A 15,089-nucleotide genomic window follows, 5' to 3' on the forward strand; every position below is an offset into this window, starting at 1 on the left:
AAGTTCAAACGCCAAACCGAACCCAAATGAAACAGATTCTGACTATATGCTGCCTACTAATTGTCCAGCACTGCTTTAGCCAAAGTCTTCAATTCAGAAGTAGCAATCGCTATATTTTGGGTACCAACAAAGACCGAACGGCCTCTATAGGCATTGGCGATATAGACAGCGATGGTGACCTGGATATTGTTGTAGCAAACGGAAGGCATTGGCCACTACAAAACCAAGTTTTCTTTAATGATGGCCGTGGCATCTTTACCCTTTCTCAACCACTTGATATTACAAGTGAAACGAGTTATGCCACTGAACTGGCCGACCTCGATGGTGATGGTGACTTAGATGTGGCTGTAGGCAATGACAACGCACCTAACATGCTCTACTTCAATGATGGCATGGGCAATTTCACAAGAGGAAAGCATTTTGGTAAACGATACTCGAATACACGCAATCTCACCTTAGCTGATCTTGACCAGGATGGTGACGTTGATATTTTAATCACCAACCGTGGTCAGGAAAATGAAATCTGTCTAAATGATGGTAAAGGGGGTTTCTCTGAGCCAATTGGTTTTGGTGCCAAGGATGATTCGACAATCGATGTGGAGGTTTCAGATATAGATGAGGATGGCGACTTAGATCTGATTCTGGCAAATAGAGATGGTCAGTCGAATGCCATTTACCTAAACGGAGGTAATCTTGATTTCTCTACTAAAATTCTTTTTGGAACAGGTTCTGACGAAACCAGAGCCGTGGCAATCGCTGATATCAATCAGGATGGGTACAAAGACATTGTTACTGCCAATATTGGGCAACCAAACGCTATTTATTTTGGAGATAAAGATATGAGCTTTAAGAAAAGTGCAATCTATGACTCTGAGGAGGATCAATCATATTCGGTAACTACTAGTGACCTAGACCTTGATGGTGATATGGATATTGTAGTTGCGAATGTAAGAGGCACAAATTCAGTATTTCTTAATAATGATAGTGGGAAAAGCTGGACCCAAATGAGTGTTGGCCCTAAATTCAACAGCTATGACATTATTACCGCAGACCTAAATGGTGATGGTAGGCCTGACCTTATTGAAGCCAATTCTGACGAGCTGAATTTGTTTCACATGAACCTCCCGAAGAAGTAGTAGAGATATTTAAGCATTTAAGAACTCTGTCAAAAGTCTATGAAAATGGTGTACTCCCTTTTCCATTTCGGGAGAATAACGGCCCGTATTGTAAATACTTGACTTCATCCCTTGATGCACACCTTCTACCACTGCTTCGTCTTCCTGCTCAACTTTATCTAGCCCTGTACCAGCACCCACATCTAGTTTAGTCTCATCATAGACATAAGAAATGAAAGACACCTTTGTCTCTTCTTTCGATATTGGTCTTACAATATTTATAGATAGTCCCCATGGGTAAAAATTGAACATCATATTAGGGAACACCCAGAAGTAATAGGCGGCTATAGATTTTCCGTAATCTTCGTGATTCTCCGGGAATTCAAAAACATGTTCGTCTCCATCGGCATAGCCAATTTGCAGGTTAGCATGTTTAAACAAGACCGTTTCATAATTCCCATAATCAAGTGTTGCATTCAAATCGGCATGAACAAAAGGAATATGGAACCCTTCTAAGTAGTTATCGCAGTAAAGGGCCCAATGGGCATTGATGTGATAGTCTTTGCCCCTATTAGCATGGAGTTTGAATTTGTCCAATGACATATACCCAACCTTCCGTTCCATAGCGGCAATCACATCCTTAAAATCATAAGCATGTCCTAGGGAGGCAAAAAGCCATGGACCCCATTTCAACATCGGAAACTCATGCAAGTCATCGGCAGGGCGTGGAAAGTTTTTGGTGGCTTTGAATTGCGGCATGTGCTGGAATTTCCCATCCAGACCAAACCTTCGGCCATGATAGGCGCAGGTAATATTTCGGGCTTTGGTTGAGTGATGGCACAATATATTTCCACGGTGCGTACACACATTTGAGAGTATTCTCAATTCATCTCCCTGACGACATAAAATCATGGGTTCGTCTGTACCCTCAAATTTGAAAGGAAAAACAGCGCCACCCTCAAGTGCTAAACTTTGATCGCCCACGAATTGCCACGACTTGGCAAACACCTTTTCTAACAAGCTTTCAAACACCACAGAGCTTCTATAGAAAGAAGAGGGTAATGTCTCAGCGTATTCAATTTCTGGATGAATCTCGTATTTAGGCATGCTCGACTATTCTTAATATCTTACTAAATCACTTATCGCAAAATAAGCAATCTCATTTGATCTTCTTACATGTCTTCTAAGAGTGAAAAATCCAAACAACTCGGGCTCTGGACAGTGACCTCCTTGGTGGTTGGTGGAATGATTGGCTCTGGTATTTTTTCAATACCAACGGCACTTGCCCCATACGGTGGGATTAGTTTAATAGGGTGGGCAGTAGCTGCCGCTGGGGCTCTTTTTATGGCCAAAGTATTAAGTCTATTATCTAAAGTTATTCCAGCTAGTGGCGGGCCATATGCTTATAGCCGAGAGGCCTTTGGTGAATTCACCGCATTCATAGTGGCATGGGGCTATTGGATATCTATATGGGCTACAAATGCTGCCATCACCATTACTTTCGTAAGCTATTTAAGTGTATTCATACCAGCATTGGCAGAAAATACAGTTTTGGCTGCCTTGGCCGGTTTTCTAACACTTTGGCTACTTACAGCTCTTAACAGCCATAGCATAAAAAGTGCGGGCAAATTGCAGCTCGTTTCTACTATTCTAAAGATCATTCCAATAATCACGATTACCATCGCAGGTTTTTTCTTTTTTCAAGCAGATCACTTCACCCCTTTCAACCTAAGTGAGAGCTCAAGCTTAAAAGCCATTACAATTACTACAGCCTTTTGTCTCTTTGCTTTTATGGGCTTAGAGGCGGCTACTATACCTGCAGGAAACATTAAGAACCCAAAGAAAACCATACCGCGTGCGACCATTTTAGGTACCGCCATTGTTACCATCATCTACATCCTAAGTTCAATCTCACTATTTGGTATACTACCACCTGATCAGCTATCGACTTCTGTAGCACCATATGGCGATGCTGCCGCCAACCTATGGGGGGAAAATGCACGTTATTTAATAGCTGGGGGTGCCTGTATATCTGCCTTTGGGGCACTCAACGGATGGATATTGATTCAGGGGCAACTTCCATTAGCCATGGCAGGTGATGGACTCTTGCCAAAGGCTTTTGGTAAAAAGAATCGTAATGACACTCCGAGCTTTGGCATTATTATATCTAGCGTAATCATCACGTTGTTGCTCCTTGCCAATCAATCAAAAGGACTAAATAGTCTTTATGCTTTCGTACTCTTACTCACTACAGTAACCGTCCTAATATCGTATGCAACTAGTGCTCTTGCCTTCTTGCACTTCTCATTAAAGAATAAATTGGGTTTTACATCGTCATATCGAAACTTGGCCCTAGGAATTGTTGCAACATCCTTCTCAATTTGGATGTTCATAGGCTCAGGGCTTGAGGCTAACCTCTGGGGCTTTGGTGGAGTTGCTCTCGGTTTACCCATCTATTTTTGGAATAAAAGAAAGCGTACATGAAAACATGCCATTCGGAATATGGAACACTGAAGTCATTATGGATTAAACCCGCTTCTGAGGCATTTCTTAATCAAGCAACTTTACAAACTCAATGGGAAGAACTGAACTATCTGGGCGAGCCAATATTCCAAGAAGCGCTTATTGAATACGAAGCCTTTCAATCCCATTTTGTCAAACAAGATATTGAGTTGAATTTTCTTCAAGCCGATGACACCGTTATGATGGACTCTATCTATTGTCGTGACGCAGCTTTAGCTACTGACTTCGGTATGATCATTTGTAATATGGGGAAAGGTGGCCGTATTAATGAACCCAAAGCTCAAGTCAAGGCCTACCAGTCGATAGGACTGAATATTCTGGGTACTATCAATTCTCCTGGAACTTTAGAGGGGGGGGATGTGGCCTGGCTGGATCAAACTACGGTAGCAGTCGGGCATACCTATAGGACCAACCCAGAGGGCATGAAACAATTGGAAGCGCTTTTAGGCCCAAAGGGTATTGAAGTCATACCAGTAGAGTTGCCCCATTATAAAGGACCTTCTGATGTGTTTCACCTCATGTCTATTTTAAGCCCTGTTGACAAGGATTTGGCCGTGATCTACTCTCCGTTAATGCCAATCAAGTTTCGAAATTTGCTCATCGACCGTGGCTTTGACTTTGTAGAAGTACCTGAGGAAGAATTTGAATCAATGGGCTGCAACGTATTAGCACTTTCTCCTAGAGAATGCTTAATGGTAGCTGGAAACCCAATCACTAAATCACGATTAGCAGAGGCCGGTTGCATAGTAAAAGAATATGCAGGTTCAGAAATAAGCGTAAAGGGAGGTGGCGGACCAACCTGTTTAACGCGACCTATTTATAGGGAAATCTAACACCATATAAAAAATCAGTATTGCCCTCTGCCATTGAATTTCATACATTCAAAACTTTCAAACCTGATCTCATGAAGCTTCGACTTGCTATTCTTGCCTTATTTCTCTCAACATCCCTTTTCGCTCAAAAACATTTTGATAGGTTCAATGAGCTAGACGTTCAACACTACTCCTTCGATATAAAGCTGAATGACGAAAATGATCGTATTGAAGGAGCCGCAACCGTTATCGTTAAATTTAAAAAAGAGGTCAGTGAGTTTGTCCTCGACCTGATTAACCCTGAAAATGGAAAAGGCATGTCTGTCAATCGGATCATGTCAAATGAAAAGCGAATTCCTTATACACATTTTGACAACCAGGTAACCATTAAAGAGGGAGGTAAAGCAGGAGAAATTAAGTCCTTCACAATTGCTTATGATGGGGTTCCGCAAACCGGCCTAGTCATTTCTAAAAACAAATATGGCGATAGAACTTTTTTCGGAGACAACTGGCCTAACCGTGGAAGGCATTGGCTGCCAACTGTAGACCATCCCTCTGATAAGGCAACGGTGGAATGGATAGTTACTGCACCAAGTCACTATAAAGTTGTTGGAAATGGTCGACTTGTTAGAGAGGAGTCTATTGGTAATAACTTCACCAAGACGCAGTGGAAAACTGAAGTCGTAATCCCAGTTAAGGTGATGGTCATGGGCGCTGCTCGCTTTGCCGTTGACAATGTAGAAGTTGTGGACGGTGCACAGGTATCCAGTTGGGTTTATCCTCAAGACGAAAAAGATGGTTTTTATGACTATGCCCAAGCCGCTCCGATTTTGAAGTGGTTTGTTGATAATGTTGCACCCTATCCATATGCCAAACTGGCCAATGTTCAATCCAAAACGCAGTTTGGAGGAATGGAAAACGCAGGTAATATCTTCTACTCAGAAAGATCCATAGATGGAAAGCGATCTGCCGAAGGCCTGATAGCTCATGAAATTGCTCACCAATGGTTCGGTAATTCGGCATCCGAGGCCAACTGGCATCATGCATGGTTAAGCGAAGGTTTTGCAACCTATTTTACCAATCTCTACATGGAAGAGACCTATGGTCGAGATAAGTTGGTAGAAATGGTCAAACAGCAAAGGGAGAATGTGATCAATTTCAGCAGGCAACAACTTGTTCCAGTAGTAAATACTGCTGTAACTGACTACATGAAGTTGCTCAATGCAAACACTTATCAAAAGGGTGGCTGGGTACTGCACATGCTTCGAAAGGAAGTAGGCGATGAAGTTTTTTGGAAAGGTATCAAGACTTACTACAACAAGTTTAAGTACTCCAATGCGTTGACAGAAGACTTAAAGGAAGTTTTCGAAGAAGCATCGGGTAAAGACCTTGATCAATTCTTTAAGCAGTGGATATACACCGCGGGACAACCAGAGATTGAGTTCAGTTGGACCTACAAAGGCAAAAAGTTAAACATTTTTACTGCACAAGATCAATCTGAACTATTTGAATTTGACCTCGAATTCCTCATCATTTTTGATGATGGCTCTACCCAAAAGGAAACATTGAGCATAACTGACGAATACGAATCATTCAAAGTCAAATCAAAGAAAAAGCCTGCCGAAATCGTTCTAGATCCTGACACATGGCTACTATTTCAGGGCAAAGTGACAGAGAAATAGTGACATAACCTGTCTGGTATGGTGATTGCCCAGCCATCGGCATGCCTAAGTCACGACTAAAAAGATTTTTTACATTTCTCATTAGAGGCCTCAGAACTTTGATGATGGCTTATATGGTGGGTATTGCCAATATTGTCAATCAAGAAACTAAGTTCATGGATGACACCAATGACAAAATCGAAGTAGTTGAAAAGGAAGCTGATGACGACCCATTTAAATAAAACTATTCAATGTTAAGTAGGGCTATCTCTTTTCCTGCAAAGCTAATCTGATCACCAACCTTCTTGTTAAGCAACTGCTGACCTATTGGTGAAACGGGAGATATAACAAAGAAATCCTGATCGCCTAAAGAAACCTTCCCAATTGAGGTTGCCATAAAGTACATCGCTTGTGCTGTTGTAATCAGTGCGCCTAAGGCTCCTATCTCATTTTTTTTGTCTGCATCAATACTTAACAAAGCCTGACGCATACGAATCGTCTCATTGAGTTGTTCGGCAATTTTACCTTTCTCCAGATTAATCATCTCGCGACCTGTTTCATACTTGTCTCCCATTGAGCTCTTAGTGTCACTCTCAGCAGAACGCTTTAGAGCCTCCATTTCCTGCTCCAATCGATCAATTCTTTCTTCTATATTAGAAAGGCAATGGTTAAGTAATTCTTGTTTGAGGGCAGACATACTGCAAGGTCGGATTTGATGGCCGTTCCATCAAACAAATCGCTAATGAATCCTTCTTAAAAATCGCCATTGCAGTATACCAAAGCTGGCTACAACTATGGCGGTAAAAGCAATAAGCCAATATGCCAAGGCACTCAAATTCCAAATCTCTGTTAAAATGACCACTGCACTTGCTAATACCCATAAGACATCTTGAACAACAATGCTCATCACTTGTTTGCTCTTCAACTCTCTAGGTTTGGTGACCATTACTACTGAAACTGCAAAAAGTAACAACCCTACACCGACAAACTTAAGCGTGACGGGGTTTGCTTGCATTATTTCCCCCAACTGACCAAAGAACACCAAAACCCCTCCATTTATGGCTGAAAATGCAGCGTTAATTCTTAGGGTGATTCTAAGTCTTTTACTATTAACCGACATTTACATACTCCTTTCTATCTAGTTTTTCACATTGTCTTTTCAAGGCTTCATTCATTGCGTTGAAACCGTTTTGGATGTCCTCTTTAATCATCCCCAACAGAGGCCCTACCATGAAGCCAGAAAAGTTCTCTCCGTGTTTAAATAGTGTGCCACCATTTGCTTGTTCTTCTAAAATGAAGTAGTGCTCACCATCGAATAGGCCTTTGATAAATAGCTTTCCAATCCATCTAAATTCAGTTTGATTTTCGGCCTTCAATACCTCAGGTCGAAAGTCCATTTGTTTTCCTTTTTTCATACCAATGGTCACTTCCAATTCGGCACCCTTTTGGGCTTCTCCTCTGATACTCTTTATGAAGGGATTCCAATCAGGGTATGCTTTAAAATTCATCAAGGTGCTCCAAACCAGCTCTCGGTCAGCTTCAATTGTAATTTCTGTTTCTATCTTTTTCATATGCTTAATGATTAACTACTCAAAAGACGTGAAATCCATTGCTCTGAGATGAGCATCATCTGCCAAAAAATTGTCAATCCGCGCCAATCTCCCTAAATTGGGTTATGGCTTTCAATGGGCGTTTTCTACTCAACATTATTCACTTTGCTTCACTCCATGGGGCTGATATTAAAAGCCTTATTTCTCATACCAAACTGAATGTAGATACGCTTAATGAGGAACACTGCCAGCTTGATTCTACAGTTTATAATAGTGTAATCAACGAGTGCGTGAGTCAAACTGGAGACGATCATTTTGGCTTACACTTGGGAGAGTCTTTAAACCTCTCAGCCGCTGGTCTGGTGGCTCAAATCACGCAAACAAGTGAAACGATTAAGCAGGCATTGCAATATGCTTGTGATTTTGCCCAGTTAGCTTGTAGTTCATTGCCAATGGCCTTGACAGAGGAAAACGAGTATTATAAGCTCACATTAACCCCTGAGCCTACTTGGCATTCTCAATCCAAATTGGCTGTAAAACATACTATTGATGGCACTTTGGTATTTACCATCAGAGAGTATCATGAACTGACTAGGAAAAAACACTTCCCACTTCGAATTCATTTGCCTTTTGCCAAGCCTCATTCCACATTAGAATATGAAAGGCTGTTTCAATGCCCTGTCCATTTTAATAAAGCCGAAATAGCGGTATTCTTCGATAAGCGGCATATGGAAGAATCCATTGTCACCAGTGACTATCAACTATTAAAAATATTGGTAGCACATGCTGAAGAGCGGATAAGAGAAATCAGCTCCAATGCTGGTTTTTTCGAACAAGTCAAGGCATCGGTAGCTTCACTTATTAAACCTGAGTTTCCCAGTTTGGATCAGGTCGCAAGTCACTTCAACATGAGCTCGCGCACCTTTCAAAGAAAGCTTTCAAGTGAGGGACATAGTTTCAAAGAAATCATTGAATCCTTGAGGGAAGAGTTTGCTTTTTCTTACTTGAAAAGACCGGAGTTATCAATAAGCCAGATAGCCTATCTCTTGAATTATAACGATGCCAGTAGTTTCATCCGATCCTTTAAAAGATGGACAGGTTATACTCCGAAAAAATGGAGGTCTCAGAATAGCCAGGCCTAAATCAGTCTTCATATATACTTTATAAGACACTCTAAGTTTTTGATTATCATCATCTTTAGGTAAGCATTATTACATTTAGCATATGGAATCCTCTCTTTTTCAGTCTCTCACAATTATCATAGGTATTGCTGCAATCTTCAGTTATGTCAATCATAAGTTTTTGAAGCTTCCCATGACAATTGGCCTCATGGTCCTCTCTCTCGTCTTTGCTGGTATCATGATCATTATCGGCAAGTTTGATAAGGAAGTCATGATGGAAACCTGTGAAGTTGTGACCACTCTCGACTTCAGGCTGCTACTTATGGACTTCATGCTGAGCTTCCTGCTATTCGCAGGAGCCCTTCATGTCAACTCAAAATTGCTCAAAAAGGAAAGAGCATCAGTAATGGCATTTGCTACACTTGGGGTACTTGTTTCAACTTTTATAGTTGGATTTCTCTCCCAGTGGATATTAGGTGCGATGGGCTTTGAAGTACCACTTACCTATACCCTGCTCTTCGGTGCTTTAATTTCGCCCACCGATCCAATCGCAGTACTTGCCATTCTAAAATCAGCGAAAGCCCCTAAAAGCCTAGAAACCAAAATATCAGGCGAATCACTCTTCAATGATGGCATTGGAGTGGTTGTTTTCTTAAGTATACTGATGGTGCATGAACATGGTATTGCGAGTTTTGAAATCGGAGAAACACTTAAGCTCTTGGGAGAAGAAGCATTAGGCGGAATCATATTTGGAGCCATCCTTGGCTACCTCGGTTTTCTAATTCTTAAAAGTATTGAGGATGCGCCTAGAATTGAAGTGCTCATTACCATTGCCATTACTGCTGGCGGTTATGGCCTGGCATCAGTGCTCCATGTTTCTGGTCCCATAGCTATGGTTGTGGCTGGCCTTATTGTAGGCAATAAGCTTATCGCTATTAAAGATGCCAGTCAATCTTCAAATCAGGTCTCTGAGTTCTGGGAGATGCTGGATGAAATTCTCAATGCAGTTCTTTTCGTATTAATTGGTCTGGAGATCATTGCCCTTCCTGACAACATGAGCTATATAATGGCTGGCCTTATTCTCATACCAGCAGTATTATTGGCTCGTTTTATTTCTGTAGGTATTCCTGTCTCTTTAATGAAGAGTAAAGGAGCCAAAAAGAGTAGTACTGTAATTATGCTAACCTGGGGAGGTCTACGGGGCGGTATATCTATTGCCTTAGCCTTATCGTTACCGCCTTCCGAATTTAGAGACTTGATCATTTTAGTAACTTATGCCATAGTAGTATTCTCGATTCTTTTTCAGGGGCTTACCATTGGATTTCTTGTCAAAAAACTAAGCCTCAAAGAGCCTTCATAGTGAAATGATTTTTACATAAATTAGGTTACTATGCTTTATGAGCTCATATATAGAAGCAATGCAAAATCGGATACCTCTGAAAGTGATATTCAGAATATACTCCATACAGCAAGGGCTTTTAACAAAGCCAATGGCATAACCGGCTGCCTCTTATTCCACAACAACCAGTTTTTACAACTGCTCGAAGGAGAGTTCAATCTGTTAATGAAGCTCTATGAGCGTATTAAAACCGATACTCGACATGATGGTTTAGTACTGTTGCATATGCGCGAGACTGCTTACAGAGTTTATCCTAATTGGACCATGGCCTATCAATCGATGGAGCCAACCGATGTTAAGGCGAAAGTGGGAATTACCGAATTCACTGAATTCGAGCCAGAGGAAGAATCGGCCCTTTCGAAACAGCTATTCAAAGCCGTAAGCAACAATATGATGACAGGCTAAAATCTCGCTGCTGTTAGCAGACTCAAGTCTTTGAATGGAAGGTTGAACCTTTTGGCTATACCTAAATTGGTCGTACAACCCTTATAACCGTAAATCCCTTTGCTGAACCATGAGTAGTGATAGATCATCTCATTGATTCCACCATTATCTCCCATCTTTAAGAGTATTGGTGTCAGAATATTACTAATGGCCGTAGTAGCCGTTCTGGCTGCACGTGATGCAATATTAGGAACACAGTAGTGAATCACATCGTATTTCGTAAATGTTGGCAGATCGTGAGAAGTAATCTCTGAAGTTTCAATACAACCACCCTGATCGATAGACACATCAAGTATTACTGCGCCTGATTTCATTGCTGAAACCATTTCCTCAGTAACCACACATCGTGCGCGTCCCTTCTCAGCTCTCAAAGCACCTACAACCACGTCTGCTGATAGTAGCGATTGACTTAGCGTGACACTGTCAATTACAGAAGTAAACACTTGGTTGTTCAACTTGTGCCTGACACGTCTGAGCTTATAGATTTCATTGTCAAAAATTCTGACTTCCGCTCCCAAGCCGATAGCCGCTCTTGAAGCGTATTCAGCGACAGTTCCTGCGCCAAGTATTACCACTCTGGTCGGAGGCACGCCTGTAATACCCCCTAGTATAATTCCTTTCCCGCCACCGATACTACTCATTAATTCAGCGGCAATCGGAATGACTAAACTTCCCGCCACCTCACTCATGGCGTTAACAATGGGTTGACCTTCTGCTTTATCTTCCAATAGTTCGAAGCCCAAAGCTGTTATTTTCTTTTTGTTAATCAACTCGAAGTACTCAGCAGAAGCATTTCCTGGTTGAATGGCTGAAAATACTGTCGAACCGGGTTTTATGAGCTCTAATTCTTCTTTGGTTGGTGGTTCAACTTTCACTATTAAATCAGCCTCAAAGGCTTCTTTTCTGGAGTAAACAATTTGAGCACCGCTTTCCGAATATTCACGATCTTGGAAAAATGCGTTTTTACCAGCCCCTTGTTCCACCTGGACTTCATGACCGTTAGCAACCAAAATACCTACAGCTGCTGGAGTAAGGCTAACACGGTTTTCTTGAAGAGATACTTCATTCGGCACCGATATCTGCAATGACTTACTACCAGACTTAACTTTTAAAAGCTTTTCCTCTGGATAGAGGCTCCCTTCTTTGGCTAAAGCTGCGAACCCCGATTTTCCCGTTTCATCCATGTTTGGTCAGTTTGTAGTTTCTCCGTTCTCCTTCAAGATTTTCAATCTCAACCTTTAAGAACTTTTCGGGCATCAACCCTCCTATTCTTTGAGGCCATTCTATAACACATAAGTTGCCAGAGTAAAAATACTCATCGACTCCTATCTCCATTGCCTCTTCAGGTTTTTCGATTCTATAAAAGTCGAAGTGATAAATGGTCTCATCACTTGCTGTTAAGTATTCATTGACAATAGAAAATGTAGGGCTCTGCACATTATCCAACACTTTCAATTGCTCGCCTAGGGCCTTGGTCAAAGTAGTTTTTCCAGCACCCATCTCTCCCAGCAAAACCCAAATCTTCTCCTCTCCTGCGAAGGCAATAATATCGGAGGCAACTTTGGGCAAATCGTTCAGGGAATTTGCTTTAATCAACATTCAAATGTCTTTTAGGCCCTTTTCGAATTTAACGAAATAATCGGAATAATCACTTCCTCCATTGACACGCCACCATGTTGAAATGTATCTCGATAATACTTCACGTAGTGATTGTAATTATTAGGATAGGCAAAGAAAGTGTCGTCAGTTGCAAAGACATATGTGGTCGATACGTTCTGCTTTGGTAAATGTAATTTTTCTGGCTGTAAGGCCTCGAAAATCCCATTATTACCTTTGTAACCTAAGTTTCTACCCTGCTTATATCTAAGGTTGGTGTTAACACTTCGGTCTCCTGCGATTTTAAAAGGACGCTTGACTCGGTAAGTACCATGATCCGTGGTGATCATTACCCGAAGGCCTTTATCACTGATCATTCTCAGCAAGTCGAACAGTGGGGAATGCTGAAACCATGATCTTGTTAATGATCTATAGGCAGACTCATCGGCAGCGAGTTCCTTAATCATCCGGATGTCTGTTCTGGCATGAGAAAGCATGTCCACAAAGTTGTAGACAATCACATTCAATTCGTTTTGAAGAAGATTAGAAAAGTTATCATTCAGTTGTTTGCCTTGATTGGCATGAACAATCTTATGGTAGCTCATCCGAGCGTTGATATTATTCTTCTTGAGCTGTCTTTTGATAAACTCTGCTTCATTGTTATTCTTGCCTTCTTCACTGTCATCATCCCCTACCCATAAGTCAGGGTGCTTACGAGACATCTCTAAGGGAAGCTCGCCTGAAAACAGTGAGTTACGAGCATAGGCAGTAGTTGTCGGCAGAATTGAGTAATAGGTATCTTCTTCCTCGATATTAAAATAAGGAGCGATATCCTCTTCGATTATTTTCCATTGATCAAAACGCAGGTTATCGATTACGATAAAGAAAAAGGGTTGGTCATTTAACTGTGGGAAGACCTTTTTCTTCATCAATTGATGCGATAAAATGGGCCTATCCCCATTGGGATCGTTCAACCAATCTTCGTATTCATCTTCAATAAATCGGGCGAAATTTGAGTTAGCTTCAACCTTCTGCATTTCAAGAACCTCTTGCATGCTCTTGTTTTCGGTCTTGTCAATTTCCAATTCCCAAAAAATGAGCTTCTTGTATATTTCAGCCCATTCCTTATGATCCATTCGATCATTCATTTCCATGCTGATAGTCCGGAAGTCCTGCTGATACTGCATATTAGTACGCTCACTTACCAAGCGCCTGTTGTCCAGAATCCGCTTTACGGAAATCAAGATTTGATTAGGATTCAGAGGTTTGATGAGGTAGTCAGCAATCTTAGAACCAATCGCCTCTTCCATAATGTGTTCCTCCTCATTCTTAGTGATCATCACTACAGGTAGAGAAGGGCGTTTGTTTTTGATATAACTCAATGTTTCGAGACCTGTCATTCCAGGCATGTTTTCATCTAAGAAAACCACATCGAAGTGCTCCTTTTCAACTGCGTCAATAGCATCGGCACCACTAGTCACAGGAGTGATGTCATAACCGCGATCATTCAGAAATAGGATGTGTGGCTTCAAGAGATCTATCTCATCGTCCGCCCACAAAATGTTATATCTTTGCATAGATAGAATTTGGCAAGAAGCTCGAATTTAAAGTATTAAAAGCACAAAGTTTGAACAAAAAAAAGATAATCAATGATCCGGTCTACGGATTCATTACTATCCAAAGCGGGCTCATCTTCGACATCATCGATCACCCTTACTTTCAACGACTGCGAAGGATCAAGCAATTAGGGCTCACCGAGCTTGTCTATCCCGGAGCCCACCATACCAGGTTTCATCATGCCCTAGGTGCGATGCATTTAATGACCGAGACACTAGAAAACCTCAAGTCAAAAGGAGTCGCTATTTCTACCGAAGAAATGGAGGCAACACTCATTGCCATTCTACTTCATGACATTGGACACGGGCCATTTTCTCATGCATTGGAATCAACGTTGCTGCAAGATGTGGCTCATGAATCTATCTCTCACTTAACGATCGCAAAGTTAAATGACGAAATGGGCGGACGTCTTTCCATGAGCCTACAGATTTTTTTAGGAGCCTACCCCCGAAAGTTTCTTAACCAATTAGTTTCCAGTCAACTCGATATTGATCGGCTTGACTACCTCAAAAGAGACAGCTATTTCACAGGTGTTTCCGAAGGTACTATTGGCGCAGAAAGAATCATCAAAATGCTCAACGTCCATAATGACGAGCTAGTAGTTGAGGAAAAAGGCATATACAGCATCGAGAATTTCCTAAGCGCTCGGAGACTCATGTACTGGCAGGTATATCTACACAAGACCAGTGTCAGTTCAGAGAAAATGCTTATCAGCATTATCAAAAGAGCTAAACACCTAACGCAGCGAGGACAAGAAATTTTCGCGACACCAGCCCTCAAGTTATTCTTAAGACAAGAAATCAAAACTGAGGATTTTCAAAAAGAAGATGGGGTAATGGAAGCATTTTTAGCCTTAGATGACTATGACATCTGGGGGGCCATTAAGGTATGGAGTCAGTACCATGATACCGTTCTTTCTAAGCTCTGCGAAATGCTTCTGAAGCGGGAGCTATTCAAAATAGAAATCACTTCAGAACCAACAAGCAAAGAAGAAATAGAGCAAATTGCGTTAACAGTACAACGCACCTATGGCATACCTGCCAGCGATGCTGAATACTTCTACTCAACAGGACAGTTATCTAATAACGCCTATATCTCTACAGATCAAAAGATCATGATTTTGTCTAAGTCAGGAGAAGTCCGTGATGTGGTAGAAGCGGCTGATCTACCCAACATTAAGGCCATGAGCAAAATAGTCCGCAAGTACTATCGTTGCTGGCCAAAAGACATATCTTTGTAACCCACAATCGA

At 41.5% G+C, this 15,089-nt stretch carries 16 protein-coding genes; 9 read left to right on the forward strand and 7 right to left on the reverse strand.

Features of this window, described 5'->3' with window-relative positions; translation table 11 throughout:
• Positions 1-26: 26 nt before the first annotated feature.
• Positions 27-1,136, forward strand: coding sequence for a VCBS repeat-containing protein (locus J4E76_RS09275; RefSeq protein WP_208503398.1), 1,110 nt, complete (start codon positions 27-29; stop codon positions 1,134-1,136).
• 9 nt (positions 1,137-1,145) lie between these two features.
• Here the strand turns inward: J4E76_RS09275 and J4E76_RS09280 are convergent, their stop codons facing one another.
• Entirely contained in the window at positions 1,146-2,222 is a 1,077-nt protein-coding gene (locus tag J4E76_RS09280; protein WP_208503400.1) for an aromatic ring-hydroxylating dioxygenase subunit alpha, read from the reverse strand.
• 69 nt (positions 2,223-2,291) lie between these two features.
• Between J4E76_RS09280 and J4E76_RS09285 the strand changes: the two genes are divergently transcribed.
• From J4E76_RS09285 to J4E76_RS09300, 4 genes are all read left to right on the forward strand, one after another.
• Positions 2,292-3,599: an amino acid permease gene (locus J4E76_RS09285; protein WP_208503402.1), complete on the forward strand. Its 1,308-nt coding sequence runs from the start codon at positions 2,292-2,294 to the stop codon at positions 3,597-3,599.
• Positions 3,596-4,471 carry a dimethylarginine dimethylaminohydrolase family protein gene (locus tag J4E76_RS09290; protein ID WP_208503404.1) on the forward strand — a complete coding sequence of 292 codons (876 nt, stop codon included), beginning with the start codon at positions 3,596-3,598 and terminating at the stop codon, positions 4,469-4,471. The genes J4E76_RS09285 and J4E76_RS09290 overlap by 4 nt, the downstream gene beginning before the upstream one ends.
• 71 nt (positions 4,472-4,542) lie before the next feature.
• Positions 4,543-6,132: a M1 family metallopeptidase gene (locus J4E76_RS09295; RefSeq protein WP_208503406.1), complete on the forward strand. Its 1,590-nt coding sequence runs from the start codon at positions 4,543-4,545 to the stop codon at positions 6,130-6,132.
• Positions 6,133-6,173: 41 nt separating this feature from the next.
• Positions 6,174-6,353, forward strand: a complete 180-nt coding sequence (locus tag J4E76_RS09300; protein WP_208503408.1) for a hypothetical protein — start codon at positions 6,174-6,176, stop codon at positions 6,351-6,353.
• A gap of 2 nt (positions 6,354-6,355) precedes the next feature.
• Here the strand turns inward: J4E76_RS09300 and J4E76_RS09305 are convergent, their stop codons facing one another.
• Genes J4E76_RS09305 through J4E76_RS09315 form a run of 3 tightly spaced genes read right to left on the reverse strand, consistent with a single transcriptional unit; the run spans position 6,356 to position 7,682 of the window.
• Positions 6,356-6,808, reverse strand: a complete 453-nt coding sequence (locus J4E76_RS09305) for a GreA/GreB family elongation factor (RefSeq protein ID WP_208503410.1) — start codon at positions 6,806-6,808, stop codon at positions 6,356-6,358.
• 42 nt (positions 6,809-6,850) lie between these two features.
• Positions 6,851-7,231, reverse strand: a complete 381-nt coding sequence (locus J4E76_RS09310) for a hypothetical protein (protein ID WP_208503411.1) — start codon at positions 7,229-7,231, stop codon at positions 6,851-6,853.
• Entirely contained in the window at positions 7,221-7,682 is a 462-nt protein-coding gene (locus J4E76_RS09315) for an SRPBCC domain-containing protein (protein ID WP_208503413.1), read from the reverse strand. Before J4E76_RS09315 ends, J4E76_RS09310 begins: the two co-directional genes overlap by 11 nt.
• Positions 7,683-7,786: 104 nt before the next feature.
• On the opposite strand from J4E76_RS09315, the gene J4E76_RS09320 reads away from it, so the two are divergent.
• The 3 genes from J4E76_RS09320 (at position 7,787) to J4E76_RS09330 (ending at position 10,586) form a co-directional block, all read left to right on the forward strand.
• Positions 7,787-8,803 carry an AraC family transcriptional regulator gene (locus J4E76_RS09320; RefSeq protein WP_208503415.1) on the forward strand — a complete coding sequence of 339 codons (1,017 nt, stop codon included), beginning with the start codon at positions 7,787-7,789 and terminating at the stop codon, positions 8,801-8,803.
• Positions 8,804-8,885: 82 nt separating this feature from the next.
• Entirely contained in the window at positions 8,886-10,142 is a 1,257-nt protein-coding gene (locus tag J4E76_RS09325) for a sodium:proton antiporter (protein ID WP_208503417.1), read from the forward strand.
• A gap of 30 nt (positions 10,143-10,172) precedes the next feature.
• Positions 10,173-10,586 (forward strand): BLUF domain-containing protein, encoded by a 414-nt coding sequence (locus tag J4E76_RS09330; RefSeq protein ID WP_208503419.1) that lies wholly within the window; start codon positions 10,173-10,175, stop codon positions 10,584-10,586.
• On the opposite strand, the gene J4E76_RS09335 is transcribed toward J4E76_RS09330, so the two are convergent.
• From J4E76_RS09335 to J4E76_RS09345, 3 genes are read right to left on the reverse strand one after another with little or no spacing between them, the layout of a single operon-like run.
• Positions 10,583-11,809 carry an alanine dehydrogenase gene (locus tag J4E76_RS09335; protein WP_208503420.1) on the reverse strand — a complete coding sequence of 409 codons (1,227 nt, stop codon included), beginning with the start codon at positions 11,807-11,809 and terminating at the stop codon, positions 10,583-10,585. The two genes, J4E76_RS09330 and J4E76_RS09335, sit on opposite strands and share 4 nt — an antisense overlap.
• Complete coding sequence (gene tsaE / locus J4E76_RS09340) at positions 11,802-12,224, reverse strand: tRNA (adenosine(37)-N6)-threonylcarbamoyltransferase complex ATPase subunit type 1 TsaE (protein ID WP_208503429.1); 423 nt, start codon at positions 12,222-12,224, stop codon at positions 11,802-11,804. Before tsaE ends, J4E76_RS09335 begins: the two co-directional genes overlap by 8 nt.
• A gap of 11 nt (positions 12,225-12,235) precedes the next feature.
• Positions 12,236-13,798 carry a PglZ domain-containing protein gene (locus J4E76_RS09345; RefSeq protein ID WP_208503430.1) on the reverse strand — a complete coding sequence of 521 codons (1,563 nt, stop codon included), beginning with the start codon at positions 13,796-13,798 and terminating at the stop codon, positions 12,236-12,238.
• 50 nt (positions 13,799-13,848) lie between these two features.
• Between J4E76_RS09345 and J4E76_RS09350 the strand changes: the two genes are divergently transcribed.
• Positions 13,849-15,078 (forward strand): HD domain-containing protein, encoded by a 1,230-nt coding sequence (locus J4E76_RS09350; RefSeq protein WP_208503432.1) that lies wholly within the window; start codon positions 13,849-13,851, stop codon positions 15,076-15,078.
• Positions 15,079-15,089 lie beyond the last annotated feature (11 nt).

The sequence above is a fragment of the Roseivirga sp. E12 genome, assembly GCF_017592825.1.
In the GTDB taxonomy this organism is placed as follows: Bacteria; Bacteroidota; Bacteroidia; order Cytophagales; family Cyclobacteriaceae; genus Roseivirga.

Excerpts from the sequence above, each read along its gene's own strand:
- J4E76_RS09285 (WP_208503402.1), top strand. The coding sequence starts at position 2,292 with ATGTCTTCTAAGAGTGAAAAATCCAAACAACTCGGGCTCTGGACAGTG.
- tsaE (WP_208503429.1), bottom strand. The coding sequence starts at position 12,224 with ATGTTGATTAAAGCAAATTCCCTGAACGATTTGCCCAAAGTTGCCTCC.
- J4E76_RS09335 (WP_208503420.1), bottom strand. The coding sequence starts at position 11,809 with ATGGATGAAACGGGAAAATCGGGGTTCGCAGCTTTAGCCAAAGAAGGG.
- J4E76_RS09305 (WP_208503410.1), bottom strand. The coding sequence starts at position 6,808 with ATGTCTGCCCTCAAACAAGAATTACTTAACCATTGCCTTTCTAATATA.
- J4E76_RS09310 (WP_208503411.1), bottom strand. The coding sequence starts at position 7,231 with ATGTCGGTTAATAGTAAAAGACTTAGAATCACCCTAAGAATTAACGCT.
- J4E76_RS09280 (WP_208503400.1), bottom strand. The coding sequence starts at position 2,222 with ATGCCTAAATACGAGATTCATCCAGAAATTGAATACGCTGAGACATTA.
- J4E76_RS09325 (WP_208503417.1), top strand. The coding sequence starts at position 8,886 with ATGGAATCCTCTCTTTTTCAGTCTCTCACAATTATCATAGGTATTGCT.
- J4E76_RS09275 (WP_208503398.1), top strand. The coding sequence starts at position 27 with ATGAAACAGATTCTGACTATATGCTGCCTACTAATTGTCCAGCACTGC.
- J4E76_RS09345 (WP_208503430.1), bottom strand. The coding sequence starts at position 13,798 with ATGCAAAGATATAACATTTTGTGGGCGGACGATGAGATAGATCTCTTG.
- J4E76_RS09315 (WP_208503413.1), bottom strand. The coding sequence starts at position 7,682 with ATGAAAAAGATAGAAACAGAAATTACAATTGAAGCTGACCGAGAGCTG.
- J4E76_RS09295 (WP_208503406.1), top strand. The coding sequence starts at position 4,543 with ATGAAGCTTCGACTTGCTATTCTTGCCTTATTTCTCTCAACATCCCTT.
- J4E76_RS09330 (WP_208503419.1), top strand. The coding sequence starts at position 10,173 with ATGCTTTATGAGCTCATATATAGAAGCAATGCAAAATCGGATACCTCT.
- J4E76_RS09290 (WP_208503404.1), top strand. The coding sequence starts at position 3,596 with ATGAAAACATGCCATTCGGAATATGGAACACTGAAGTCATTATGGATT.
- J4E76_RS09300 (WP_208503408.1), top strand. The coding sequence starts at position 6,174 with ATGCCTAAGTCACGACTAAAAAGATTTTTTACATTTCTCATTAGAGGC.
- J4E76_RS09320 (WP_208503415.1), top strand. The coding sequence starts at position 7,787 with ATGGCTTTCAATGGGCGTTTTCTACTCAACATTATTCACTTTGCTTCA.